The 26008-nt window shown below is 43.2% G+C and carries 23 protein-coding genes; 13 read left to right on the top strand and 10 right to left on the bottom strand.

Annotation, left to right across the window (positions count from 1 at the left end; translation table 11 throughout):
• Positions 1–55 precede the first annotated feature (55 nt).
• Positions 56–1507, bottom strand: coding sequence for a formate transporter FocA (focA, locus tag R8O70_RS13075; protein WP_171342929.1), 1452 nt, complete (start codon positions 1505–1507; stop codon positions 56–58).
• Between the two features lie 301 nt (positions 1508–1808).
• Here focA and R8O70_RS13070 point away from each other — a divergent pair, with 301 nt between their 5' ends.
• Complete coding sequence (locus tag R8O70_RS13070) at positions 1809–2714, top strand: LysR substrate-binding domain-containing protein (RefSeq protein ID WP_005376369.1); 906 nt, start codon at positions 1809–1811, stop codon at positions 2712–2714.
• A gap of 227 nt (positions 2715–2941) precedes the next feature.
• Positions 2942–3424, top strand: coding sequence for a DUF1097 domain-containing protein (locus R8O70_RS13065; protein ID WP_017634175.1), 483 nt, complete (start codon positions 2942–2944; stop codon positions 3422–3424).
• Between the two features lie 153 nt (positions 3425–3577).
• Here the strand turns inward: R8O70_RS13065 and R8O70_RS13060 are convergent, their stop codons facing one another.
• Entirely contained in the window at positions 3578–5212 is a 1635-nt protein-coding gene (locus R8O70_RS13060; protein ID WP_171342930.1) for an ATP-dependent endonuclease, read from the bottom strand.
• A gap of 268 nt (positions 5213–5480) precedes the next feature.
• Between R8O70_RS13060 and R8O70_RS13055 the strand changes: the two genes are divergently transcribed.
• The 3 genes from R8O70_RS13055 (at position 5481) to R8O70_RS13045 (ending at position 9336) form a co-directional block, all read left to right on the top strand.
• Complete coding sequence (locus tag R8O70_RS13055; protein ID WP_171342931.1) at positions 5481–7223, top strand: bifunctional metallophosphatase/5'-nucleotidase; 1743 nt, start codon at positions 5481–5483, stop codon at positions 7221–7223.
• A 622-nt stretch (positions 7224–7845) separates the two neighbouring features.
• The gene (locus R8O70_RS13050) at positions 7846–8865 is read left to right on the top strand and encodes a TerC/Alx family metal homeostasis membrane protein (protein WP_062730983.1); all 1020 of its coding nucleotides are present in this window, start codon (positions 7846–7848) and stop codon (positions 8863–8865) included.
• A gap of 279 nt (positions 8866–9144) precedes the next feature.
• Positions 9145–9336 (top strand): hypothetical protein, encoded by a 192-nt coding sequence (locus R8O70_RS13045; protein WP_005376351.1) that lies wholly within the window; start codon positions 9145–9147, stop codon positions 9334–9336.
• Between the two features lie 126 nt (positions 9337–9462).
• On the opposite strand, the gene R8O70_RS13040 is transcribed toward R8O70_RS13045, so the two are convergent.
• From R8O70_RS13040 to R8O70_RS13025, 4 genes are all read right to left on the bottom strand, one after another.
• Positions 9463–10020: a PhnA domain-containing protein gene (locus tag R8O70_RS13040; protein ID WP_005376350.1), complete on the bottom strand. Its 558-nt coding sequence runs from the start codon at positions 10018–10020 to the stop codon at positions 9463–9465.
• Between the two features lie 289 nt (positions 10021–10309).
• Positions 10310–10519 (bottom strand): YgdI/YgdR family lipoprotein, encoded by a 210-nt coding sequence (locus R8O70_RS13035; protein WP_005376349.1) that lies wholly within the window; start codon positions 10517–10519, stop codon positions 10310–10312.
• 136 nt (positions 10520–10655) lie between these two features.
• Positions 10656–13064: a VolA/Pla-1 family phospholipase gene (locus tag R8O70_RS13030; RefSeq protein ID WP_171342932.1), complete on the bottom strand. Its 2409-nt coding sequence runs from the start codon at positions 13062–13064 to the stop codon at positions 10656–10658.
• 20 nt (positions 13065–13084) lie between these two features.
• The gene (locus R8O70_RS13025) at positions 13085–14329 is read right to left on the bottom strand and encodes an outer membrane protein transport protein (RefSeq protein WP_171342933.1); all 1245 of its coding nucleotides are present in this window, start codon (positions 14327–14329) and stop codon (positions 13085–13087) included.
• Positions 14330–14751: 422 nt separating this feature from the next.
• Here R8O70_RS13025 and R8O70_RS13020 point away from each other — a divergent pair, with 422 nt between their 5' ends.
• Entirely contained in the window at positions 14752–15780 is a 1029-nt protein-coding gene (locus R8O70_RS13020) for a site-2 protease family protein (RefSeq protein ID WP_042520855.1), read from the top strand.
• A 74-nt stretch (positions 15781–15854) separates the two neighbouring features.
• Here R8O70_RS13020 and R8O70_RS13015 read toward each other — a convergent pair whose 3' ends face one another.
• The gene (locus R8O70_RS13015; protein ID WP_017634168.1) at positions 15855–16643 is read right to left on the bottom strand and encodes a M48 family metallopeptidase; all 789 of its coding nucleotides are present in this window, start codon (positions 16641–16643) and stop codon (positions 15855–15857) included.
• Between the two features lie 201 nt (positions 16644–16844).
• Here R8O70_RS13015 and R8O70_RS13010 point away from each other — a divergent pair, with 201 nt between their 5' ends.
• The 5 genes from R8O70_RS13010 (at position 16845) to cutA (ending at position 19890) form a co-directional block, all read left to right on the top strand.
• Positions 16845–17279 carry a hotdog fold thioesterase gene (locus tag R8O70_RS13010; RefSeq protein ID WP_005376340.1) on the top strand — a complete coding sequence of 145 codons (435 nt, stop codon included), beginning with the start codon at positions 16845–16847 and terminating at the stop codon, positions 17277–17279.
• A gap of 6 nt (positions 17280–17285) precedes the next feature.
• Positions 17286–17519, top strand: coding sequence for a DUF3389 domain-containing protein (locus R8O70_RS13005; protein ID WP_005376338.1), 234 nt, complete (start codon positions 17286–17288; stop codon positions 17517–17519).
• Between the two features lie 79 nt (positions 17520–17598).
• Positions 17599–19308, top strand: a complete 1710-nt coding sequence (locus R8O70_RS13000) for an SgrR family transcriptional regulator (protein ID WP_005386283.1) — start codon at positions 17599–17601, stop codon at positions 19306–19308.
• Positions 19292–19543 carry a hypothetical protein gene (locus R8O70_RS12995; protein WP_017634167.1) on the top strand — a complete coding sequence of 84 codons (252 nt, stop codon included), beginning with the start codon at positions 19292–19294 and terminating at the stop codon, positions 19541–19543. Before R8O70_RS13000 ends, R8O70_RS12995 begins: the two co-directional genes overlap by 17 nt.
• Positions 19544–19557: 14 nt before the next feature.
• Positions 19558–19890 (top strand): divalent-cation tolerance protein CutA, encoded by a 333-nt coding sequence (gene cutA, locus R8O70_RS12990; RefSeq protein ID WP_017634166.1) that lies wholly within the window; start codon positions 19558–19560, stop codon positions 19888–19890.
• Here the strand turns inward: cutA and R8O70_RS12985 are convergent.
• The gene (locus tag R8O70_RS12985) at positions 19852–20448 is read right to left on the bottom strand and encodes a DUF2238 domain-containing protein (RefSeq protein WP_005376330.1); all 597 of its coding nucleotides are present in this window, start codon (positions 20446–20448) and stop codon (positions 19852–19854) included. The genes cutA and R8O70_RS12985 overlap by 39 nt on opposite strands.
• A gap of 242 nt (positions 20449–20690) precedes the next feature.
• Between R8O70_RS12985 and R8O70_RS12980 the strand changes: the two genes are divergently transcribed.
• The gene (locus R8O70_RS12980) at positions 20691–21530 is read left to right on the top strand and encodes an isopenicillin N synthase family dioxygenase (protein WP_005376329.1); all 840 of its coding nucleotides are present in this window, start codon (positions 20691–20693) and stop codon (positions 21528–21530) included.
• Positions 21531–21658: 128 nt separating this feature from the next.
• Positions 21659–22279, top strand: coding sequence for a DNA-J related domain-containing protein (locus R8O70_RS12975; RefSeq protein ID WP_005376328.1), 621 nt, complete (start codon positions 21659–21661; stop codon positions 22277–22279).
• A gap of 79 nt (positions 22280–22358) precedes the next feature.
• Here R8O70_RS12975 and R8O70_RS12970 read toward each other — a convergent pair whose 3' ends face one another.
• Both R8O70_RS12970 and R8O70_RS12965 read right to left on the bottom strand, forming a co-directional pair.
• The gene (locus R8O70_RS12970; protein ID WP_213914857.1) at positions 22359–24014 is read right to left on the bottom strand and encodes an ABC-ATPase domain-containing protein; all 1656 of its coding nucleotides are present in this window, start codon (positions 24012–24014) and stop codon (positions 22359–22361) included.
• Between the two features lie 71 nt (positions 24015–24085).
• Positions 24086–25999, bottom strand: a complete 1914-nt coding sequence (locus tag R8O70_RS12965) for a sensor domain-containing phosphodiesterase (protein ID WP_017821934.1) — start codon at positions 25997–25999, stop codon at positions 24086–24088.
• Positions 26000–26008: the final 9 nt, after the last annotated feature.

The raw sequence follows: 26008 nt of genomic DNA, 5'->3' as shown, positions 1-26008 counted from the left end.
AAACCCGTCAGTGATAGCGATTGAAAGCCAATAGACGTTGTAAATGTTTAGCGAATTACGCTGTTTCTAACTCGCTTTTTTCCACTAGGTTTAAACGCTCACCAAAAATCGGGCGTAGTGCTTTTAATACTTCAGTACGAGTAACCACCCCGACCATCTGCCCATTTTCAAGCACAGGAAGCACTTGTGGCTTACTTACTTTGATACTTTTAGCGCGTTCTTCGAGAGACAAAGACGTCAAGCGAGTGGCAATACCCATACTGCTCGCTGGGTACAACTGCTCTTTATCGATACATAGGAATTCCACAACATCAACGAGGCGATCACCAGCGTCAATTGCAACCACATCTCGGCTCATGATGTCTACGACTTTTTGGTCTTTCACCGGAATGTAGTCCTCACACCATAGTTCTACCATCACATCGTGAGCAGAGAAGAAGCCAACTAATCGATTTTGTACGTCTACAACAGGTGCGCTAGTTACGTTGTTATCAAGTAACACATCCAGCGCGGCTGCAATTGGCGTTTCTGCACGAATGGTGACTGGTTTTTGGTTCATAATGTCTTTAACAAAAGAAGCATTTTTCATGGTGAAATCCTTAACTGACGACAGTGTTGTAGTTGTAGTGATAGAAGAAATATTCGCTGCTTTTAGTTCTGGTCGGCGAAAAATACACCAGTTTGAAAGGCCAACTAATACCGCTCCGCCGACGATGTTGCCAAGCGTGACAGGAATTAAGTTAGCGGTAATAAAGTGGCTAATGTTTAGGTCTGTGTATTGTGACGCGGGCACACCGACAGATGCCCAAAAAGATTCAGGTGCAAAATTCGCGATAACAATACCAAGTGGAACCATAAACATGTTCGCAACACAGTGCTCAAAACCGCTGCTGACAAACATTGCCACAGGCAAAATTGTCATTGCTGCTTTTGTCATTGCATTTGCAGAACTAAATGTCAGCCAAATCGCTAGGCAGACCAACAGGTTACAGAGAATACCGAGTGCAAACGCTTGAATGAGAGTGTGGTGAAGTTTGTGTTGTGCGATGTTAAGCGCATTTAATCCCCATTGACCGCCATCCATCTGATAAAGACCAGCAGCAGTAACCAGCGCAAGTAGGAACATCGCACCAATAAAGTTACCAACGTAAACTTTGCCCCAGATCGAAAGCATCTTACCGAACGAGATTTGTTTATTGGCCCAAGAAATACTGGATAGGACGGAGCTGGTAAATAATTCACCACCGCAGATCACGATGAGGATCAATCCCATGCTAAATGAGAGTCCACCAGCTAGGCGGCTCAAGCCCCAACCAGCGCCCGTACTGCCGGTGGTCACCGTGATGTAAAACAAGAATGCTAACCCGATGAACGCGCCGGCCATAATCGCGAGGCTTAATGTCATACTGCTGGTTTTGTTTGCCTTACTTAACGCAAATTTTTCCGCTTCAACCATCATCTCTTTTGGAGAAAAATACTGGTGATTTTGAGAACTGGTCACCGCCATATTGACTCCTTAATTTGTAATCGCATAAAAAATCCTTGGTTATTAACTCAAAAATGAAATTGTTGTTTTTATTAAGAGCCTCAACGACTTCGGTTTCAAAACCATTGAGGCTTGCGGTGTTCCCGAACCGCGTAATCAGAATAGGGAGAACGGTTAGTAAGGTAAAATTGATAATATTTAGAAACCTCATCAAATTAATTGATAACTTTACGGGGCCAGGTAAAATGAACTCTATTGCTTATTGGGGCATGCTTTAACAATTGTGGGGATTGGGAAATACCCACTAATAATGGAGGACACTTTGCGCTACTCACTTAAGCAATTAGCGGTTTTCGACGCAGTTGCAGATACCGGCAGTGTAAGCCAAGCCGCAGAAAAATTGGCTTTGACACAATCAGCGACGAGTATGTCGCTTGCGCAATTAGAGAAGATGCTTGGCAGGCCGTTGTTTGAGAGGCAAGGCAAGCAAATGGCGTTAACCCATTGGGGGATGTGGTTACGACCAAAAGCAAAACGCTTGCTACAAGACGCATTGCAGATTGAAATGGGCTTCTATGAGCAACATTTATTGAGTGGTGAGATTCGTATGGGAGCGAGTCAAACACCAGCAGAGCACTTAGTTCCCGACCTTATTAGTATCATTGATAATGACTTTCCAGAAATGCGTATTTCCCTCGGTGTACAAAGTACAAAAGGGGTGATTGATGGGGTATTAGATTACAAGTATGACTTAGGGATTATTGAAGGGCGCTGTGATGATAACCGTTTACACCAAGAAGTATGGTGTCGTGATCATCTTACTGTTGTCGCAGCTTCTCATCATCCTTTTGCGCGTAATCAGTCTGTTAGCCTTGCGCAGTTAGAGCAAGCGAAGTGGGTACTAAGAGAGCATGGCTCTGGCACACGAAAAACATTTGATAGTTCTATTCACCACCTTATTGAAGATTTGGATGTGTGGCGCGAGTACGAACACGTTCCGGTGTTACGTAGTTTAGTTGCTAATGGTCAGTACCTTACTTGCTTACCGTATTTAGATGTAGAGCGATATATAGAAGCAGGTCACCTTGTGGCATTAAATGTACCTGAGTTAAAAATGGAAAGGACGCTTTCATTTATATGGCGTTCAGATATGGCAGAAAACCCATTAGTCGACTGCATTAAAAGAGAGGGGCTGCGAATGATGAAAGGGAAGCCTTCAGTTCTTTAAAGGTTGATTAAATATGCCTACGAGATGAGTTGGTTTATTCCCTAAATCTGTTGATTTATCGGTTGCGTCAAACTTTTAATGTAAATTGTGAAAATAATAATATCTTATTGTGATCAATATCACCGATAAGCTGAGCTGATGTATCTAACATGTGTCCTTGATTTCAATGTATGAAGGCAGTTATTGAACCATATAGGTACGATAATAGCCGAGTAGGTATGACTACCATGACGACACTTTTAGCTATTTCTATTACTACTGGAATTTTATCTGGCGTATGGGGTTGGATCGCCATCTCTTTAGGTTTGCTTTCTTGGGCTGGTTTTTTAGGTTGCACGAGCTACTTTGCAGCGCCAACGAGCGGATTGAAAGGACTAGGCATCAGCTTAATCACCAATATGACAGGCGTATTCTGGGCAATGGTAATTATTCACGGTTCCACTTACGTGGGGTTGGAAATTATTGGCTATGTGATTACCGCTATTGTGGCATTCTTCATGTGTATTCAAGCTAAACAGGCTTGGCTCGCGTACATCCCTGGTACTTTTATTGGTTCATGCGCAACATTTGCGGCTGACGGAAACTGGCAACTTGTCATTCCATCGTTGTTGCTAGGTGGTGTGTTTGGCTATCTAATGAAAGCGACAGGGCTATGGTTGCATACGAAATCAACCGCTACTTCTTCTTCGCTTGCTGAGCAAGCACAGTAGTGAACCCCCGATCTTATTGGTATCCACTGTGTATTGAGTTTTATCCCTCTCAATACCCTTAATCAAAATTAATGATGTTTGATACAAGCACACCAAATTGGTGTGCTTTTTTTGTATTACAAGACAATACGCTGAGTGTGAAATACGCCTAACTCATGTATTGCCGTTGGCCATGGTAACAACGCGTTTAAGTGTCCAGCGCAGAAGAACAGGAATACACTCCATGCCTTTCACTTCACAATGAGAAACAATAGCCAAAGCTAAGTCCGGTTTTGCATGTTTTTTCAAAACACGATTTACGACTTTTTTAGCAGGGATAGGGTGGTCATGAGGAACTTTGATGATGTCCTTAAAGAAAAGTTCAAAACCATTGTTGTACAGAAAGTGCTCGATGTCTCGGTCGGGTAACTCCGTAAGTCGATGCCTTTCCTGATCATGGTCGAGCTGTGCTCGCACTGCATGCGCGTACTTTTTCCCTGCTGGGTCGCCATCAGTAACGACATGCCAATCAATACCAAACTCTTTTGCTACTTTGATGAGTGATTTTAGACCTGATTGAGCAAACTCAACGATTTGAACCCCTTCGGCAGCCAAGTCATACCCGCATTGACGAGCCAGTTCATGAAAAAGCCAAACTTCGGTTTCGCCCTCAACAAGTAACCAGCACCGCGCAAATAATGCTCCTGAACGATGAAAACGAATATGGAAACCAATTCGGCGCAACTCATCTCGACCAAACTTTGTTGAGTTTAAACTCTTAGCGATGGTTCTGTCTGATAGCCGAATTAAACGTCGAATTGAATACAGTGGAACAGAACCGAGTAACGTGCCACTGTTGGTGGTTAATATCTTTTGCATTGGCAACAATTGCAATAAGGACCACGCTCTCGCTAGATGAGTTGGATGCAGTCGACCTTCTGGATCTTCAATGATCAGTATTGGTCTCGCACAGCGCCTTAAATCGGTGGGACCCTTAGCTTGAAGATAGGCATTGAGTAACCCCATTAAAAGCAAACGGCTTTGTTTGTCATTGGTTTCTTTCAAGAACTGACTCAAACCTTTATCAGAGGAAGGGCTTGTATAGAAAAGACCATCACGAGGTTTGCGTGGGTTACCTTTACTGACACTTCTGAACGCAAAATAGTGTTCAACAAGCGTTTGCATTGAGTCGAGGCTACTACGAATCTCACCTTTATTCACATGGCCAGGCATAGCCAATAAGCGTCGACAGGTGTTGTTGATTCGTTTTTCAATCCGAGCATTTTTACCATCGCCGTTGACATGGTTTAAATCTGGGAAGCGTCGGGAGTCACGTAGTCGGATTACAGGATGAAGTGTCATTAACTCAATAGCGAGTTTCTCTGAGTGGTGAAGTTTTTTGGGTTTGCCGTTATGATCCAAAAACGCGTACTCTGTATTAATGCCGTGCTCATCGCGAGACGCACTAATACGATAGTAAATGACTTGCTCACCATCTTCGTTGGTGCACCATGTAGGCTTTATGCGTCTGTAGCGTCCCGCTTTTACTTCGTTTTTATCCTGTGCTTTAAAACAAACAATGATCTGTAAGTGTTGTGTTTGTGGATGAGAAATTGAGTAGTCAACGTGAAAATCTTTCAGTTTGAATTGATACAATGAGCCATTGGCAGGTAATGCGATGGAAAGGGCATCGAGTAATGATGATTTGCCCCACGTGTTTTCACCGATAAGCGTGGTGAGTTCGTCAAAAGAGAGTGAAAGGCGTTTGATGCCTCTAAACCCGGAGATTTCGATGCGTTCTAGTCTCATCTCAATCCTCCTTGCAATTATTTGAATTATCGAGAGTTATTTTGCTACTCCTAAGCATATATGAATTCGGAATTTTTGAGTTAAGCTCAGTTCACAAAATTACGAGAGCCTCTTACTGAATAGAGACCGTTACAAGCGAGGCTTGCTTTCAAAGCCAGGGGACAGCATCGTGATCACTTAAACATGAAATCCTAAATCGCAGTTTCATAAAATTCATGATTCTGTCATGATTCACTTCTTATTATTATAAGGAATGAAAAAAGAGAAGATGAAGATGAATAACAATCATAAGCCAGTGAGAATCAAACTGGCACACATCAATGACACACATTCCTACTTTGAACCAACGTCATTACAGTTAAAGCTTAAGATAAACAATGAACTCACGCTAGAACCCTATGTCAGTGCTGGCGGCTTTTCTCGTATCGCAACCAGAGTCGAGCAGTTAAGAGATGATGCTCAGCGCCAAGGTCATGGGATGTTGTTCCTCCATGCCGGAGATTGCTTCCAAGGCACGCTGTATTTCTCACTATTTAAAGGCAAAGCCAATGCCGACTTATTGAACGCATTAAAGATTGATGCAATGGCGTTAGGTAACCATGAATTAGATATGGGGAATGAGCCAGTTGCATTGTTTTGCCAACGTACTCAGTTCCCATTGCTTGCTGGCAACTGGGATTTATCCAATGAATCACTTAAAAAACCTCACCGTATCAGTGATTGCAAGGATGTATATAGTTACCAACCGGATACACAGAGCGCTCAATACATTGTTAAAGAATTCCATGGTGAGCGGGTCGCGATTTTCGGATTATCCATAGATAAAATGAGCGACATCGCAAACCCTGATGCAGACACGCCTTTTCACTCAGCAATTGAAACCGCCAAGGCGACCGTAAAACAAATCCATTCATCAGGTATAAAAAATATTATTCTTCTGAGCCACTTAGGTTATGAAGGTGATTTAGAGTTAGCTGAGCAAGTCGCAGGTATTGGTATAATTGTTGGTGGACACAGCCACCGGTTGCAAGGTGATTTTTCATCAATAGGGTTAGGACAAGACGATCCCTACGGTATCAAAATTAATGATACCTATGTGGTGCAAGCGGGTTTCCATGCTTTGACAATGGGGCACTGCGTCATTGAGTTTGATGAACACGGTAAAGCAACGATGTTGAGTGGACAAAATGAACTGTTGCTTGGTCGACGTATTTTTTGGGACTCGACGCTAAACCAACAGCTCGACCAAGATGTATTCGAAACCGCGTGCGACTTCATCCATGGTCAACCGAATGTCGTGGTTTGTAAGAAACACCCGGAAACTCAAGCGATCCTGAGCGATAAATATATTCCTCAGGTCAGGCAGTTACAGTCACAAGTCATTGCTAGTGTTGACACCAAAAAGCGTCATGTGAGAATTCCCGATGAATTTGGTGAGAGTGAGTTGGCTTCCTCCGTTGCCCGATCATTTCTGCACTGTTTAAACAAACGTGGATATGACGTTCAATTTGCAATTCATAATGCGGGTGGCGTGCGAACCTCTTTGAACCCTGGCAACATCACAGTGGCAGACATTGCCGGACGGCTGTTGCCTTTTGCCGTTCCTATCGGCTTTTACGATGTAAAAGGCAGCGCTATTCGCCGTGCACTTGAAGGCGCGATAAATAATGCACTCAACAATGGCGTAGAAGGCACTGGATCTGGCAGTTATCCGTACACTTACAATTTAAACTTCGAGTACCACGCAGATGCCCCAAAAGGTGAAAGAGTTCAATCATTAGTGATTTTTGATGGTAAACAATGGGTAGGTGTTCAAGATGATGTTTGGTATCGAGGGACTTCTTCTGCCTATACGATGAAAGGGAAAGAGGGGTACGACGCATTGCAGGAGATGAAAGGAGAAGGGCGTGTGACCAGTTTGTCCATGGCTGATTGTTTTATTGAACTCCTGACCGATGAGCCAAACTGTTTGAATCAAAGTCACAAACTTTACACAAAGCGACGTCGATAATAGATACTGGTATTGATTTTGCTGCTCTCCACTTACTACATGGGTTGATGAGGGTGGCAGTATGTGGAATAAAGATTGGGCAGATACGGCAGTCGTGGTTGCCTGGATCGCAATTTGGTCAACACTGGTCTACTTTGTGCCTCTAAGCGGCTTTTGAATTGCTAAGAATGTGGATGTTACAAAAGGGAGCAGTAATGCTCCTTTTTTGTATCTATCTTCCCCGTTAGGGCTCTAACCAATGAAGAGTTTGTCTTGAGCCATTTGCTGCTTTTTGTCTGTTTACTAAAGTTCAGGTGGTTGAATCCATTTTTTTCTTTTTATAGTGCTTCCTGATTTTTGATAAGAATTTTATTTCGATAAGACAAGGCTTTTTTGTTGGAAAGCCTGACGCTCGGCGTTATTATGTCGGCGTTTGGGGAGTAGTTAGCGCAAGTTTACTTATCGTCATCTCGTTAAGCATCAGCTTATCCGGTAAGTAAAGGTGTTACGTGGTTCATTCACGTCAACACTTCAACGAGACCAACGCATTCATTGACTAGCAGCACATAATCGTTATGTGGCTGTTGGTTGTTATTGTCTGCGGAAGGTCACCAAACGAAGTCCTTCCGCCATGGGAGGAAATATGTCTCTTATCGAAAATACCACCCAATTGAGCCAATCGGTGCCTCTTCAAGAATCATTAGCGATGTATGGTGCTTTTGGTTTATTTACCCTTGTTCTTGTTACGCTTGATATCTATCAAACACGTGGTGGCGTTATCACGATGAAAAAAGCCATCGTTTGGAGTGTTTTTTGGTTCTTGCTTGCCTTTGTTTTTGCAGGTTCTATTTATTTATTCTGGGACTTTTACGCGCCACATAGCGCTTATACGAACGACAAAGCAACGATTTCATTCTTAACTGGTTACTTACTAGAGAAGTCGCTAAGCGTGGATAACTTGTTTGTGTTTGCCATCATCTTTGCACAATACAGTGTGCCGGAGCACTTGCGTCCGAGAGCATTGCTTTGGGGGGTGATAGGTGCGCTAGTTTTACGCGCTGTCATGATTGCGGTTGGTGCTCAGTTACTTTCACAGTATCACTGGGTATTGTACTTATTTGCTGCTTTTCTTATTTGGACGGGTGTTAAGCTAGCTCGCGACAAAGGCGAAGCAGAAGAGGTTAATCCATATCCGGAGCAGTTGATTCGAAAGGTATTGCCAGTTACAGATGACTACCAAGGAAATCGCTTAATCTTAAAGCAAGCTGGTAAGTGGGTGGCAACACCGATGCTGATCGTTGTTGGTGTCATTGCAGTAATGGACGTTATGTTTGCGTTGGATTCTATACCAGCTATATTCGCGGTAACGCGAGAGCCATTTTTAGTCTTAGCCGCGAACGTATTTGCATTACTGGGTTTGCGATCGCTGTACTTTGTTCTTCAAGCAATGTTAGACAAGTTTGTATACTTAAAACCAGCATTATCAGTAATCATGATGTTTATCGGGGTAAAAATGCTATTGGTTGGAACAGAATATGAGATTCCGACAGCATGGTCTCTCACATTTTTAGTTGTTGTGATGACATCGGCAGTGGTTGCATCACTCCTAAAAAATAAAGCGAAGCGTCAAACTAGCGTTAATATTACTAATCAAAAAATATAAAGTAAGCACTAAAATCAAAAGAAATAACGAAAAATATTGTTAAATATATGTTGTTGCTTAAGGGGCAATTATGCAGGTAATGTTCAGTTATTCAATGTAATTACAGCAATTGTGATTATTTATGCCGTTATTATTCATTTGTATTTTTGAGCTTTGTAATGAGTTTGTTTTATTAGAAATTCTAATTTGAATGGGTAAAATTTGTCATTTCTTAAACAATAAGAAACTGACTAACATACAACCAACTAAACAGACTACTGCTTTTAAAGAGAGGCAATCATGGCACAAGCAATGCAAATGACAAATGTAGCTTTACCAACCTCTATGGATAAGAAAACCTACGCGGTTAACTTCAAAGGACTGATTGCTCACTTACTGGACATTCTATTTGTAGATAACACTGCGCCACGCAGTTACTACGCAGAAGACTTGTCAGCACATATTCAAAAAGACATCGGTATGTACCGTTGATATGAAATAGTGTAAGAAATACCGGCCTATGAGCCGGTATTTTTTTTATTTGTAAAACATGCCTACTCAACCTACGCCCTAGAAAAGAAACACTCTAGAGGAGGTAGACATGACTGAAGTGCGATATTACTTCTTGCGGCAGTATTCTGCGATCACGTACATCGACTGACCACCATTTGCCTTACCCGAAACTAGCTTTGGATCATCGCCAAGGCTAATACCACGAATCACTGTACCTTGTTTGATTACTTGGTTAGTGCCTTTTACTGGTAGGTCTTTAATTACTGTTACATCGTCACCTTTCTTAAGTTCAGTGCCGTTACAGTCAACCGTTTTATCGTCAGCAGACATCCCTTTCATTGCCCAGTTCATTTGCTCTTCTTCCATGTACATCATGTCAAGAGCATCTTGAGCCCAGCTTTCTGTGTTTAGGCGAGTGAGTTGGCGCCATGCAGTCACTTGTACAGCAGGAACCTGGCTCCACATACTTTCGTTTAGACAACGCCAGTGGTTAATGTCTTTTGGCTCATCGATCTCACCCAGACACTTATCACAAACCATGATGGCAGTATCAACCGTCACATTACCGTGAGGTGGGACAGCGTATGCAGTTAGTTGAGATTCAGAAGAACACAGTTCACATTTTGACTCGCAGCGCGCAAGCAGAGTAGCTTCAATAGACATAAGGACTCACCTTAGTAATGTTATTTTGTGGCGGTATTATCCACTTTATCCTGAGAAATAAAAGGGTGTTAGCGAATTAAAGATTAGATTTTACAATACTCCAACCTGATTAAGGTGAAGATGTAAAATATTCGCTAAATAAATAATACGGAAGTATAAAAGACACTATTAATTGTTTTGGTTTATGAATTGGTTGTGTCAATTTCTACAACGATTACAAACCTAAAAGAGGTAAATGTAGAGAGAGGGTGGCTAGAACATAGCCCTCTAATTTACAGAGGGCCTGTCGTTAACGTTCGACAATCTGGACAATTTGCTCTTTTGAAATACTCATTTCTTTACCATCCATGTCTTCATACTCGTACATACCCGTTTCCTCGTTCAGGTCTGGTTTACCGTAAGAGGTAATAATTTTCCCTTCATTTGTCGACATCAGATATTGGCTACTTCCGCATGCAGCAAGAAGTAATACAGTGGCAATAACAGTCAATACGCGCATAGAGTTTTCCTTTTAAACAAGTGAGTTAGGCAAAGACATCGTTTTAACTATAGCAGAGGAAATATGAGTGGGTTTGAATACAATTGAAATGAAAAAGCCCAGTAGAAACTGGGCTTTGGTAGGAAGGGTGTTGCGATTACTTCAAAACAGAAGTGTTAGTGACACCTGTTAGTGCGTCATCCATTAAGAAGTCAGTGTTTTCCATCTGCATCTCTACATGATGATCAATATCAGACAGAGTGCCATTTGGCGAAGCAAAAGTACTGTGCGATGCAGTAGCATTAAACTGTACAAAGCTCGCAGTTGCATTCACAGTAGTGTCCGTACTGTTCACAGTCTTCAACCCTAGCTTATTAGCAAGCGGTTCAGTACCAGCGAATGGTGCATTTGGAACGATGTTTGGTACTGTGCTATCGCCATCCACTTCTGTCATAAAGAATGGTGTCGTTAGCGAGCCAGATGCCACTAAATCTGAAGCGTTTGTGAACGGATCGACAGTGTCTAGTGTAGTCTGTGCTGCATAGATAAATTGTGAGAAACCTGCTTCTAGCGCTGCTACTTGAGCTTCCGTTGCCGCAGCCTCAAATGCTTCGTAACATGTTTTATCTTCTAGATCCGCACATGATGCATCAGCGTAACTCGCATAGTCTTTAGATGCTGCATAAGCGAGGTTATGTTTGATCTGAGGGCCGTAATTGTCTGAACCCAGTAACAAATTACCAATTTGTCCACCAGAGTTCTGTACTGATGCAGAACTAAAGGTGTACAGTGCATCCGCAGTAGGGCTGCCCAATGTATTGTTTGCTGCTGCGACGGCAGATGTAGCGACAATACCGCCAAGTGAATGACCTAGCATTTTGACTTTTGAACCCGTCAGTGGGTTGAAGCCTTGCAGAGGACCTCCAGCTAAAAGACCGCCTTGAGCAGATACTACCAAGCTAGCGCGCAAACCTAACACATCCAGAACACTTTGACGTAGGTTGTCACGCGCAACGGCTAAGTTGGAAAGATTTAGATAAGCCAGTACATTCGCATTTGCGGAACGTTGTTCATCTAAGCTGCGCGTACCATGAATAGGTAAGTCAATAGCGATAACTGCCACACCTGCTTTTACCATATTGAACGCGAACGCGTACGCATTCTCTTTCGCAGAGGTGATGCCGTGTTGATAAATCACAACGTCTGTCGCGACGCCAGATTTAGGTGTGAAGACCAGTACTTCGACATCTTCAACCGATTTCACTACGGGAACAGGCGAGTAGCGAGTAATAATACGCTCACTATCAAGCTGGGTACCATCGGTAAGAGTAAGCTTAGCTCCAACAAGTTTTAGCTGCTCTGTAGGATCTGTAGCAAGCTTTGTCACATCAACAGGATCATTTGCAAAAATGCCTGTTGATAGCTGCTGAACCATGTTTGCTTGCTCGTTCGGATCCGCTAATGCTGCGCTTAGCTTCGCTAGGCTTGGCATCGCAGATACCATTGGTTGCATGTTCCAGCTTGTGCCTTTTTCCAGATAATGAGGCAGTCTTACCACACCTTGTGTCACGCTTACATCGGCACCTGATTGCATGTAAAGGCCTTTAATTGCCGTTTTAGCTGCGTCTAGATCGCTAATGTATTTACTAAAGTCATCGTCAGAGTCTAGCGCAGTGCTAAAGTCTTGGGTTTCACCGAGCGTTATTGTGTAGGCCGTTGATAAGTCTACTGAACCTTCGTTTGAGTCATTTTTGTAAACGGTATTTAGTGTGTTTGCGCCGGTAGAAAAACCAGTAGCGGTTACTCCTTTGACTGCCGCTAACGTATCACCTACAGACTGGGTACTGAACCATGAGGAGTAAACGATGTCGTTAGGGTTAACTTGAGCTAAACCAAAAATGCCTTCAACCGCTTGTGTCACCGCTTGAACAGAAGCAAGAGCACCAGTTTCATAAACGATTTCTTTCGATTTACCTGTCGCGTAACTGGCTGATGTACCGATTGGCTCACCATTCACGTCAGTAACATCTTGTGTAACCGCAAAAATGTACTCGCTTGACTCATCAAGTGAAGCCAAGAACTGGATGTATAGAGAGTTACCTTTTGCTTGAACTACGTAGTCTTGGTTCTGAACGAGTACCTCTTCGATTGGGTTAGATTTACCGTCCCACTCGGTTAAGCGTTGGTTAATCTTGATGACTTTAACACCAGACGGCAACATGCCCGTTGCAAAACCATCGCCGTTGAAGTTAAGAACGATTGGCATAGACGTTGACCATCCATCCATCGTATTCATCGAGGCTCTAGGGTTGGTTAAAGCATCATCGCCATCAGTTGGCAGACCAAGCGTACCATCGCTTGTGTCCATTAATAAGTAAGATGGTGCCGGTACATCTGCGTTCGCTCCTTGAAGCGTAAAACTGATGGATGTTTCGCGATCAAGCAATGCTTGCACTTCATCTTCAAATTGAACTTTGTCGGAAGTACCAGAGCTGGAAGTATCATCACCACAACCAGCAAGAAGGATTGCAGAACAAAGCATTGATAATTTAAACGTGTGTTTCATTGGTTTACTCCGTAATCCCATTATTTGAAGGTGTAGTTCATCTGTACCGCGCTGATGTAAGCAGTACCTTCTGAGTCAAACTTAATCTCTTCACCCAGAGCATTTGTCTCAGTGAAAGAGCCTGATTTACTCTTAACAAGTGCAAAGCCTGCATCGAAAGTTAAATTCTCATTCATTGCGTAAGTTAGGCCCGCGCTGTACCAAAAACGGTCACTGTCAGGGATACTCAATGTCGCTTCACCTGCTTGTTCGTCGTACGCAAAACCTGCACGGAATGCCCAATCCGCATTGAGGGTGTAAGTTGCACCAATAGAATAACGGTTGTTGTCTTCGTATTTCTCTGGTTTGTAGAAACATTGACCAGCAGTTCCATCATTACATTGAGGACTCGTCGCTTTCAGTTCTTTAAATGTGCTCCAATCGGTCTGTTGCCAGCCGTAATGTACTGCCCATTGTTCATTCAGTTGATGGAAAGCCGATAATTCGATAATTGAAGGGAGAGAGATTTTTAAACGGCCATCCACTTTTGGTGATGGAGCTCGGCCTGAGTCGTAACTACTAAACTCACCGTCGTCAAAATCTAGATCAACTTTAGAACGGTAACCAAAGCCAAAACGGTTGTTTTCATTTAGCTCGTACAAAGCGCCAATATTCCAACCCCAAGCAAAAGTTTCGCCTTCCATGCCGACAAGGTTATCGGACTTATTACCACCTAAAATACGGGCGAGTGCGCCTTTGTGGCGAGTCAGCTCTGCTTCAGCGTAAACTAGGTTGATACCACCACCGACACTGAAAGACTCGTTGATACGGTAAGCGACATTAGGGTTGATGTTTACTGAAAGTAGGGAAGTGTCACCCGCCATATCACCTGCGGAAATATCATTTGGATAGTCAGTGGCAACACCGTATGTTGTGAACATACCGATACCCCAAGCCCAGTTATCATTGATAGGGCTGATGTAATAACCTGCTGGCACGATCTGTAAAGGGGCGACATCTTTCGCGTGTTCATTGTTTACAGTGTCGTACACATCGACTTCAGGGTCGATGATAGATAACGCGCCCGAAAATTGAGCTTCTTTGAAAAGTGTCATTGCTGCAGGGTTACGGGCAAGGACGCTGGCATTATCTGCGACAGCCCCTTCACCTGAAAATGCTCGACCAAGACCAGATGCCGAATGTTCAGCTACCTGGAAGCCCGCTGAGTGGGCATTACACGCAAACAATATTGAAATTGTAAGCAGAGAGCAGTGCTTCTTGTTCATCCTTGACCCTCCTAGGGTGTCATAATGCTGGACCGAAGTCCTTGTAATTGTTGTGTGGTACTTACACCAATTGTTAATACGCGAAATACAACGGTGATGTAAATGTAATGTTAATTGTATGTTTAATAACTTGTCAAAGTTTGAGCGTATTTTGCGTTTTAAATATGATGCATAGGTCAAACGATGGCTTGTAAGGGCATGTATTATCGTTATATTTTTGAAGAGAATGGTACGACCAGAATTGTTTTGCGAGCTTTATAGTTAAATAACGATCAAATCAAGAGATAGCTCGCTTTGCTGTTTCTTCACTTCACAGGCATAATTCGCGCTCGCTATGTAGTTATTCAATAGACGCAATAGGAACCGCATTGGAATTACTGAATGTTGAATTTTTAGGTCGTTCGCTAAGGTTCGAAGGATCGATGGCTGGGTGGCAGCAGTTATATTGGGATAATACGTTGGTGTCTCAAATCGATGCCAGTGACAATACCGCAGAGACTTGTCTACACCAGTTTAAGCTCTCTGCGGGTGAGGAAATCCTGAACTGTCATTTAGAGTGTTCTTTAACATGGCAACCGTTTGAATTGAGTTACAAGGTCACAATTAACGGTGAGCTCGTCAACGAAGGTTGTCGAAATGAAAAAGACATCGAGCGCCAAGTGCCAGAAGTTACGCCACCATCCGAAAAGCGTTTAAGTGTAATAGGCCTCGTATCTCTTGGGATGAAAGCACTTAAAAGTGCGAAAGTTATTAAAGTGGCGTTAGCGTCTGCAAGTCTCGCTGCATATTCTTGGCTATTTTCCATCGAGTTCGCGCTAGCGTTGATCGCTTGTTTGGTTTTCCATGAATATGGTCACATTAGAGCGATGAAGTATTTTGGAATGAAGACCAAAGGGATCTATTTGATTCCATTCCTAGGTGGTTTGGCGCTAAGTGACGAAAAGATAAACACGCGCTGGCAGGATGTGGTTATCTCAATCATGGGACCATTTTTCGGTTTAGTACTTAGTGTTGTTTTTACTTTGCTTTATTGGATGACTGGTGAGGTGATCTTCGCTGGGCTTGCTGTGTTTAACGCCTTGCTAAACCTATTTAATCTGCTGCCTATTTTACCATTAGATGGTGGCCATGTGCTCAAAAGTATTACCTTCTCAATGAATACTTGGGTCGGGTTAGTTGGCAGTATTGCGACCGCTTTATTAGGCATTTTTATCAGTTACTATTTCGGTCTGACATTGCTAGGATTTTTATTGTTAATGGGAATGTTAGAAGTGGTGATGGAATGGAGAGCTCGACATCAAAGCCATTTATTGCCATTAACCCGTTATGGGCAGCTATTCTCACTGGCTTGGTACTTGGTCTCTGTCGGAGGTTTTGTTTCTATCATCTGGTATTTTGCCACTCTCGGAGATAGTTTGTTAAGTTTGCCGCTACAGATATTGGGCACTTGATTAGAATCATTAAAAGCTCCCTAGGGAGCTTTTTTATTTGGCAAGCTTAAGTAGTAGACGATAGTAGCAATGAATTAGCCACATCTTGGTGCTTTCGCGTTATACGCAGGCAGCTTATTTATGGTTGCTTGTAAATCTTTAATGCGCGTACTGTGCGATGGGTGGGTTGAGAAGAATTCAGGTGGTTGAGAACCACCTGATGCAGCACTCATATTTTTCCATAAATCGACACTTTGACGTGGGTCGAAACCTGCTTTTGCCATGAATTCCAGCCCGACAATATCAGCCTCGGATTCCTGAGTACGACCGTATGGCAAGATAACACCGTATTGAACACCGACACCAAGTGCCGCCATCGTCATTTGTTGATACTGTTTGTACTCGGAAGCGCCAATGGCAACGTTTGCTAGAGACAACCCGGCATTTGCTAACTGACTTTGTGAGAGACGTTCATTACTGTGGTCAGCGAGGACGTGAGCGACTTCGTGACCAATGACTGTTGCCAACTGATCTTGGTTTTTCGCGACATCTAAAAGCCCGGTATACACGCCGATCTTCCCACCTGGTAGAGCAAACGCATTGACTTGTTCACTATCAAAAACAACGACTTCCCAGTCTTTAAATCCAGATTGAGCGGGAATGGTGTCAGTGATGTGTTTGGCAACGCATTGAACGTAGGCATTCGTTTTGCGGTCTTTGCTGATTGGGATATCTTTCTTCATTTGTTCGAAAGATTTAGCGCCAAGCGATGACATTTCCTGATCTGAAAACATCAGGATCTGGTTGCGACCCGTCGGTGATGCGCTACACGCTGTTAAACCCGCGATAGTTAAAAGAGCAGAGGCTTTCATCCATACCTTCATAACAGGCTCCATTTAATTTTTTGTTTCGAAGCAATAGTATATACCCAAATAGTAACATGATGCATGGATCAAGTTATTCATCTGATTAATAAAGAAGGTGAGATGTTACGTCTTGAAGTTATGCCCAAGTAGCGTCTATGCTAGCTTCCTAGCACATCGTTACAACCTAACAAACCAGTTTGTGAAACTAAGAGTAAAACAATGAGTATATGGAAAAAGCCCGTAAGCATAGAGATTCTGAATGCCACGTCAAAAAATACCCTGATCGAGCACCTACAAATTAAATATACAGATTTCACTGACGACTCCCTTACAGCAACCATGCCCGTATGCAGCTTTACTCATCAACCTTTAGGAATGCTTCACGGTGGTGCATCAGTCGTGCTCGCAGAAACATTAGGCTCATTGGCTGCAAACTTCTCTGTCGATGAGGGCAGCTACTGCGTCGGTTTAGATATTAACGCGAACCATGTGCGAGCCATGCGAAGTGGTCATGTGATTGGTACGGCAAAACCGCTTCATCTGGGTATTTCAACGCAAGTGTGGCAAATCGATATCACTGATGAGCGAGGCCGTTTAGTGTGTACCAGTCGCTTGACCATCGCTGTGAAACAACACAAAACAAAGTCGGTATAAACTAAGATGGTGATTGAGTTTTCATTAGGAAAAATCATTGCAACCCAGCGTGAAATAGTGATTAAGCTCTCCGGTAGTGCAATGGTAACCTTGCAAGCGCAAACCGATGCAATTCAGTTGCTGGGTAGAGGAGCGAACGTTGTTTTATCTCATGGAGCAGAGTGCAAATGGTCTATCAAGCTGGACAACGAGGAACAACTGGCCGAACTTTCGCGAGAAATTGGTATCGATATTCAATAATTTATAGTGTGATGTTTGCACTTTTTGGTAAAAATGAGGAAACTTAGCTTATCGACAACAAGATAAGAATTTCCTCTTTATGAGTAGCCCTCGTTTACGTGTTCAGTTCGAAACACTGTTTGAAAAATTTTCCGGTCACGATACGGACGTTCAGCTCGAAGACATCACCGAAGCGTTGTTTTGTACACGTCGTAATGCTCGTATTGTTCTAAATAAACTTGAAGAAGAGGGCTGGATTGAGTGGCATCCGGCAGCGGGTCGAGGAAAACTTTCGAAACTCGTTTTTAAACGTAATCGAAGCGACGTCAGCGAAAACCTCGCCAGGCGTTATCTCGATGAAGGGAAAATCGGTCAGGCTCTAGATGCGCTTGATAACGATGCGGCACGATTAACGCAGGTTATCCAAGGTTATTTAGGGCTTCAGCATCGACAGGGCGAGCAGGTCGTGCGTTTGCCTTATTATCGACCATTGTCGATGTTAAACCCGCAGAAACCGATGCGGCGTTCTGAACAGCACATCGCCAGACAAATTTTTAGCGGACTCACTCGCCTTGATGAAAATGAACAACTTCAACCAGATTTAGCCCACACGTGGGAAGCAATTTCTGATACTCATTGGCGTTTTTATCTTCGTCGTGGAGTACGCTTTCATAATGGTGAACCGTTAACAACCAGTTGTGTTCTTGAAAGTGTGCTTGCGTTAAATGGCTTGAACTTGTTTTCTCACATAAAGCGGGTGTCTTCACCACAAGAGTGGACCGTTGATATTGAGCTCGTCCGTCCTGATCGCTACCTGCCTCTGGCTCTGAGTGAGTCGCAAGCAAAAATTTTGCTACCGAGTGCTTTGCGTTCTGAAAGCTTTGATAGACAACCGATAGGGACAGGGCCGTTCCAAGTTAAAATGAATGATGATAAGCGTCTTATTTTGACTGCTTTTGATGGCTACTTTGGTTTTCGCCCTTTACTTGACCAAGTGGAGGTGTGGGTAATCGATGAAGCCTATTCTTCAATGGTTTATCCAAGCCTGTCAAAGCCGAAGATGGATAAACAAGGTTCATCCGATGAAGTCGAGCTGGACCCTGGCTGTACATTCCTATTACTAAACAAAAACACTGGGATTGCAAAAGATCCACGTTGGGCAGAGTTCCTCTCGCAAACCCTCAACAGTCACCAGATTTACGCGCATGTCCCACAAGATAAAGTGATGGAACTGGGAGTATTGCAAGCCTTTGGCCTTAAGCCCGGTTGGATTGATCTTAGGCCAGCAGAAGCGGGCAGCGTACCACAGGCTAATAAGGTAATTTCCGTAGCGTATCAGAAAAAGCATCCGATGTTTCCAGTAGTTGCCAAGGCCATCAAGACACTCTTAAAACCGCACGGTATAGAGGTTGAGTTTATTCGTTATGATTCTCAACCGCCCGCACCGGAGGAAGTGGATATCTGGGTGAAAGCTATGGGCATTGCAACGAACCGAAATGACGCGTTGGCGGGCTGGCTCCTGGATTACAGTGATATTGAGAAGTTCAGTTCAGGTTACGATTTTAGTGAATGGGCTAAACTTGTCGATCAATGGCGTGCTGGGATGCACACAGACTTTCCTGCGCGTGAGCTAGGACGACAGTTAGTAAAAAGCTGTCAGGTGATTCCTATGTTTCACTGTTGGCTAGGCGTGAATAAAGACCACAGCGGTGCGTTACAAAATGCAAAGTGTAATGCCTTAGGTTGGTTTGATTTTAATAATGTATGGGTCAAACCGGATATAGAAAGTAACCATGGCGAAACCGAATAAGAAGCAGCCGACGAAAACCGTCGATATCTATTGCTCAAAGTGTAAAACTCAACTATTTAAGTACCGTAAAGGCGGGAAAGGCGCACTGGTTAAATGCTTCAAAGAGCGCATTGTTGACGATTTCACACAAACCCCATGTATTTGCCCCGCTTGCGGACAAGAGTTTGCAAGAGATACTTTAGTAAGAGGAACCCCCGCTTACAAAATGATTGGCGGCAAAGTGACAATGAAATAATGAAGGGCTAGAAAATGAGTATGAAACATGACTATTGCATGGTTTTAAGTACAACCAGTAATGAAAAAAATCGAGATCAGATCATTAAAGGTTTGCTAGATGCCCAATTAGCCGCGTGTATTCAAACAATGCCTATTGAAAGCCACTACGTTTGGAAAGGGGAGGTTTGTACTGACAACGAATGGTTGCTAGTCATCAAAACTCGTCGAGAACTTTATGAATTGGTGGAAGAGAAAATAGAAAACCTGCACGAATACGAGGTCGCTCAAATCGTACAGGTTCCAATTGTTGATGGGTTTAACCCTTATTTAGAATGGTTGAGAGAATCGACGTTGAGCCGACATTAAGAATAACGACAACACTGCACCAACGGTATCGCACAACATATCTTTCTGGGCGTCCCATATGTCACCTTGCGAGCCCAGAAAGGCAATTCCCTCATCGCCACCAGCCAACTCCGCATACCACCATTCGATAATCTCATAGCCAGCAGCAAGTGACATGATAGCAAACAAAGCAAACCAGCAAGAGAACGCTTTGTTGAACCGTTTTTTGTTTATCAAGTATTCAGCGATCGGATATGCGTAAAGGCCAATTGAAAAGTGCGCAACGCGATCAAAATTATTTCGCTCTGAACCAATCATGTCGTTAAACCAGTCAAACGGCACTTCGGAGAACGTATATTTCGCACCGATAGTGTGCAAACAGAGCCAGATGAACATTAAAAAGTAAGCCGTATTACTGAACTGATAGCGAATCGAAATCGCCCAAATAGCAACAAGAATACCAATCGCCGGGATAATCTCCGCAAACCAAACTGCACGTGAGTTAGGTTCCAACGCAGAAAATAAAAACACGATGGCATAAAAAATCGTTAATCCTAAGAGTGTCGAGGTGCTTTTCATAGAGTTATTTGATCCTTCAATTTATCTTACAGTGGGACTCCATAGATTGTGTTAATGATTGCACTTAATTGAACGGTGTGCAATTGATATTTTAATGGGTTTTTTGATCACTGAAAATGTTGATTTATTGGCAAACTGCTCAACATTAAAACGTTTGCGCGTGCACTTTTCATTAAAGTTTGATTTACAACATGCCCATCCATAGAATCCATGATTCAGTCTAATAAAAAAGAAGTAAAGCCATGAAACTGGAAACTGTCGATTATCTTGCTGACGATGCTGCTCAACAGTTCGTTACCTCTCTACGAGAAACGGGGTTTGGTGTGTTGAAAAACCACCCGATTCCACAAGAGCTTGTAGAGTCAATTTACAAAAACTGGCATGAGTTTTTCTGTTCAGATCAAAAGAATGATTTTCACTTTAACGTAGACACCCAAGATGGCTACTTCCCACCTTCTGTGTCTGAAGTGGCGAAAGGGCACAAAGTGAAAGACATCAAAGAGTACTTTCATGTTTACCCTTGGGGGCAGATCCCAGAGCAGCTTAAAGCTGAAATCTTAGAGTACTACGAGCGTGCCAATGCATTTGCTCAAGAGCTATTAGGTTGGGTTGAAGCGTACGCACCTAAGGACGTTCAAGAGAAGTTCTCTATCGCGTTGTCAGAAATGATCAATAACAGTGACAAAACATTACTACGCGTGCTTCACTACCCACCGATGACAGGCGAAGAAGAGCCAGGCGCTATTCGTGCTGCTGCGCATGAAGACATTAACCTGTTAACGGTTTTGCCTGCTGCTAATGAACCTGGACTGCAAGTAAAGAGTAAAGAGGGTGATTGGATCGATGTACCATGTGACTTCGGGAACTTAATCATCAACATTGGTGATATGCTTCAAGAAGCGTCAGGTGGTTATTTCCCTTCAACGACTCACCGTGTAATCAACCCTACGGGTGGCCGTCAAGAAAAGTCACGTATCTCATTACCGTTGTTCCTGCATCCAAAGCCGGAAGTGGTGTTATCTGAGCGCTACACTGCACATAGCTACCTTATGGAACGTTTACGTGAGCTAGGGGTTATTTAACCTTTACGTGATCTCCTTACAAAGGCCGATGGTGAATGACTATCGGCCTTTTTGCATTTATGCTACAAAGTGGAAACTATGTTTTTTGTGCCGTGAATGGGGCCCTAAACTCGTGTCAGAGAGGATGAATGGAAGGACAACGTACTGTCAATAGTATTGAGCCTCATGCAATAGAAAATCCGCTGCTTTGGCCAATGTTAGAAATTCTGAGAAAACAGCCCTCTAATTGGAAAGTGCACACCTTGGCAAGCTCGTTGGGTGAACAAGGTTATATTTCAAAGCTGGACGACTCTCCCGATAAGGATTTATTCAAAAGAAACTTCCTGATCATGAATGCATTATATCAACTGCAAGACACTCTGTATCCGGATAGCTGGCTTCAAGTCGAAGCCATGGATATTCAGCTCATGTCTTCGATGGAAGCTTTGAGGCATAAGATCGATATTCATGATCCTTTGCGTGAGTATTACTTAGATTGGCGCAATTACGAAGCGGACGAAGATGAAGTGCGTCGACTGTTGAATGAATTTTGGACAACTTATCAAAAGTTCATCGGTGGTTCGTCAGTAGCCAGCGTAGATAAGACAAAGGCACTGTCACTATTTGAACTTAACACTGACGCTACGCCTGCGGAAATTAGAAAACAATGGCGAAAACTCGCGCTTCGTTGGCATCCTGATCGAGAAAATGGCGATGCAGAAAGATTTAGAGTTCTTTGTGAAGCGTGGAATGTACTGAGAAACGAATGATTCGCTAAGAATAAAGATAAAGGAAGGCAGCTAACTATAGCTGCCTTTTGATTGAACTGTCTCTGTCAGCGTATCAAAACTAGCATGATGACTTAAACTGAGATTTTCGCATGCGGTTGAGGGCAGCCATAACGTCTAGTGTGCGTGGTTTGGCTAAGTCGCCTTGTTTAGGAAGAGCGGCATGCCACTCACCAGACAGCATTTCTTCAATCTCCTTCGCCGGATGATTACACCAACCTGGAAGTTGAGCAATTTGGAACCATAACCAGCCAATTGTGTTGACTTCATCGGCTGACTCTATCTGTTCCAAAGCGCTAAGATCAGTAAACTCTTTACCAAATCGAAGTGACTCTTTGCCTTTCGCATTCACACGGAACTTGCCGTCAGTCAGAATATTCATCAACGCAACGCGGTTCAGTGCTCGAGGTGGGAAGGTCTGTAAACGTTCTTCTGACTCGTTATGGCGTTGAGTAGGGTGCTGAGCGATAACTTCTTTCGCTTTTTCAGTCACATCAACGGCTTGGTAGTCGTGCATTTGAATGACGGTATCGGCAACGTCTAAGTAGTCGCCCGACCCACCCATAACGATAATGGTAGAGATATCAAGATCATCTCGTAATTGACCAATGCGGTCGACGAGAGGAGTAATTGGCTCATCACCTTTTGCCACCAATGCCTGCATACGCTCATCTCTAATCATGAAGTTGGTAGCAGAAGTATCTTCATCAATCAATAATGTGCTTGCACCCGCTTCAATAGACTCTTGAAGCCAAGCGGCTTGCGACGTTGAGCCTGATGCGTCTTGAGTAGAAAAGTCCGCCGTATCTTTACCCATCGGTAAATGGTTGATGTAGTTCGACAGGTTCAAGTGGTGTACGCATCGGCCATCTTCGGCACGAATCTTCATAGCCTTGTTATCGGCAACAATGTATTCGCGGCCATCTCCTGGAATATGATCGTAAATTGAACGCTCTATTGCATTTAATAAGGTAGATTTACCGTGGAAGCCGCCACCTACGATCAGTGTGATACCTTTTGGAATTCCTAATCCTGTGACATGGCCCTTGTTTGGCGCATGTAAAGTGGCTTGTAGAGATTCAGGGGCTTTAAACTCAACGGCTTCTTTCATTGGAAGGTCGCAATTACCTGCAATTCGAGGAAGAATACTGCCGTTTGCGACAAACGCGACTAAGTTATTGGCCTCTAACTGTTCTCGCAGGGCATCTTGGTCTTCAACAACTTGGCAGTGCTTAATTAAAGCGGCTTTGTCGAGTTCACGCTCTAAAGTTGCTCGACGGATAAACTTAGGCAGGTGGAAAGTCAGTATGTTGTTGGCTTTTTTCCCCAATACTGAACGACCTTCAGCTGGTAAGTTAACTCGAAAACGCAGTTCAATACCTTCTTCAGTAAACAACACCGCGGTGCTATCCAGTACAGTTTGGCCTGTCAGTGAAATTGATACTGAGTTTTCTTGTTTAGCAAACTGTTCAAAACTACGCGCAATAAAATCACGTGCAGCTCTTTGAAATGCAGGAGACTCGTCTCTTAGCCACTCAAGACCAGTCAAAGACCATGCGCGAGTCGCACGAAAACGTGACGCCGATGCATAAGGGTCACCCTGTACATGATCGATAAACAAAGTGAAATCAGTGAAGTCGTATTGACCTTTGATTTGCTGATAAGCTCGGTAGTTCTGCTTTTCAATTTTCTTAAGCGTGGCAGTCAACTGATCCATGAAGATATTGGCCTTTTAATAGAAGCGGGCGGCGATTATAGAAACCACCGCCCTCATAGTAAAGAGAATGCTTAGGAAGAGTAGGCGTATTGCCCGCCAGAAAGGCGCTGATTAAACAAACTTTGCTCAAATTCATTACAAGGCATAGGTTTACCATAAAGAAAACCTTGTCCGATATCACAACCCTCACCAATAAGAAACTGCTCTTGTTGGTGGGATTCAATGCCCTCGATCACTACTTGGAGTTCCAGTTTTTTTGCAATGTGTATGATTGAACAAATGATCTCGCGATCATCATCTGACTTTTCCATTTGCTGGACGAAGCTTTTATCAATTTTGATGGCATCAAACGGATATTTCTTTAAATAGCTGAACGAAGCATATCCTGTACCAAAATCATCAAGTGACAATGTCACACCTAGTTTATGCAACTTATTTAACGTTGTGCGTGCTACTATTTCATCAGCAATTAGAGCGCTCTCGGTTACTTCGAGTTCGAGAAAGTGTGCTGGCAAATGGAAAGTGTCGAGTAGGTGTTGCACTTGTTCTGCAAAATTTACGTTTTGTAATTGAATGGGAGAAACGTTGACGGCAATTTTGAAGTTATCGATTAACTCAGACCATTGTTTCGCTTTGTCTATCGCGGTACGCAGAACAAAAGAGCCAACTTCAAAGATAAGCCCGTTTTGTTCGGCCATATGTATCAATGCTTCGTTGGAAACGTCGCCAAGTATTGGATGTCTCCAACGAAGCAAGGCTTCTGCGCCAATCCATTTACGTGTTTTGGAGTCTACTTGAGGTTGAAAGTACAACACTAAATCGTCGTTACGCACTGCTTGTAAAAGGTAACTTTCCAGTTCATTGTGACTATTGAGATCCGCCGAATGATTTTCTCTAAAATAACTAAAAGGTTCGCCGGATTCTTTACATAGAAGCATCGCGTAACATGCATGTTGAAGGATACGCTTAGCATTGCTGCAATCTTTGTAAGCTTGAACTATACCGATATACGTGTGCAAATGTATTTCTGTTTTGTTGAAGACAAATCCATCTACGCTAATTTTAGTGATATCATCTAATAGTTGATTTAACCGAGCTTCAATATCCTCTCCCCAAATCAATAAAACCATGTCATTCGAACTTGGTCTACCAGTGATAAATCCGCTAGCACCGTGTCTGGTTAATCTGGAGTGAAATTCTTTTAAAATGTTGTCAAAGACCTCGAACCCGTGCCTGGTCTGAATACTGCGAGCGTTACTAAAACCAATGTTGATGACCACAAGCGATTGCTGATCACTATCAAGGGACTGTAAGGTGTATTGGACAATGTTCTCAAGTGCAGAACGATTTAGAAATCCAGTTCCCTGATCATGTGTTTTTTGGTAGCTCACTTGTTTTTCCGCGGCTTTACGGCGATCAATTTCTTGTGTTAAGGAGTAACTTAACTGGGCTAAATCCGTGGTACGATTTTCAATTCGACTCTTTAGCTCGGTGTTAAGTCGCTGAAGTTTATGTTGTTGGTACACAACTGAAAGCTGTGCTTCGATTGAATCTTTGAAAGTTTCAAGCAACTGACGGTAACTATCGTTGTACTCGTTTCTCTCAGAGTCAAGCATACAGATTGTTCCAAATGACTCCCCATTTGGCCAGAATAGCGGTAAGCCGCAATAAGAAATCATGCCTAGTTTGATGTCTGGGTTATTTTGCCATTCTTCATCTTCAAGCGCATTGGGGATTACAAGCTCGCCTTTCTGTTCTATAACTTGCTCGCAATACAAACCGTTACCAAGCTGCTCTGCATCGCCAGTACGATAAGGATTACCTAGAGTTTCGCTAGATGTATTTACTTCTATGCGATCCGGATGGATACGCATAATTAATGTGGTGGGTACGTGTGTTATTTGAGCCAGTAAGTTGACGATTTCTTGCCAACTTCTTCGCATAGACTCAGGGATTTCGTAGTCTAATGTTTGCAATCTCCCCATATAGGTCAT

Origin of the sequence: Vibrio sp. 779(2023), assembly GCF_033344285.1 — a bacterium.
Lineage (GTDB): Bacteria > Pseudomonadota > Gammaproteobacteria > Enterobacterales > Vibrionaceae > Vibrio > Vibrio alginolyticus.
The sequence above is the reverse complement of the archived record's forward strand: the minus strand, read 5'-3'. Positions and strand labels throughout refer to the sequence as shown.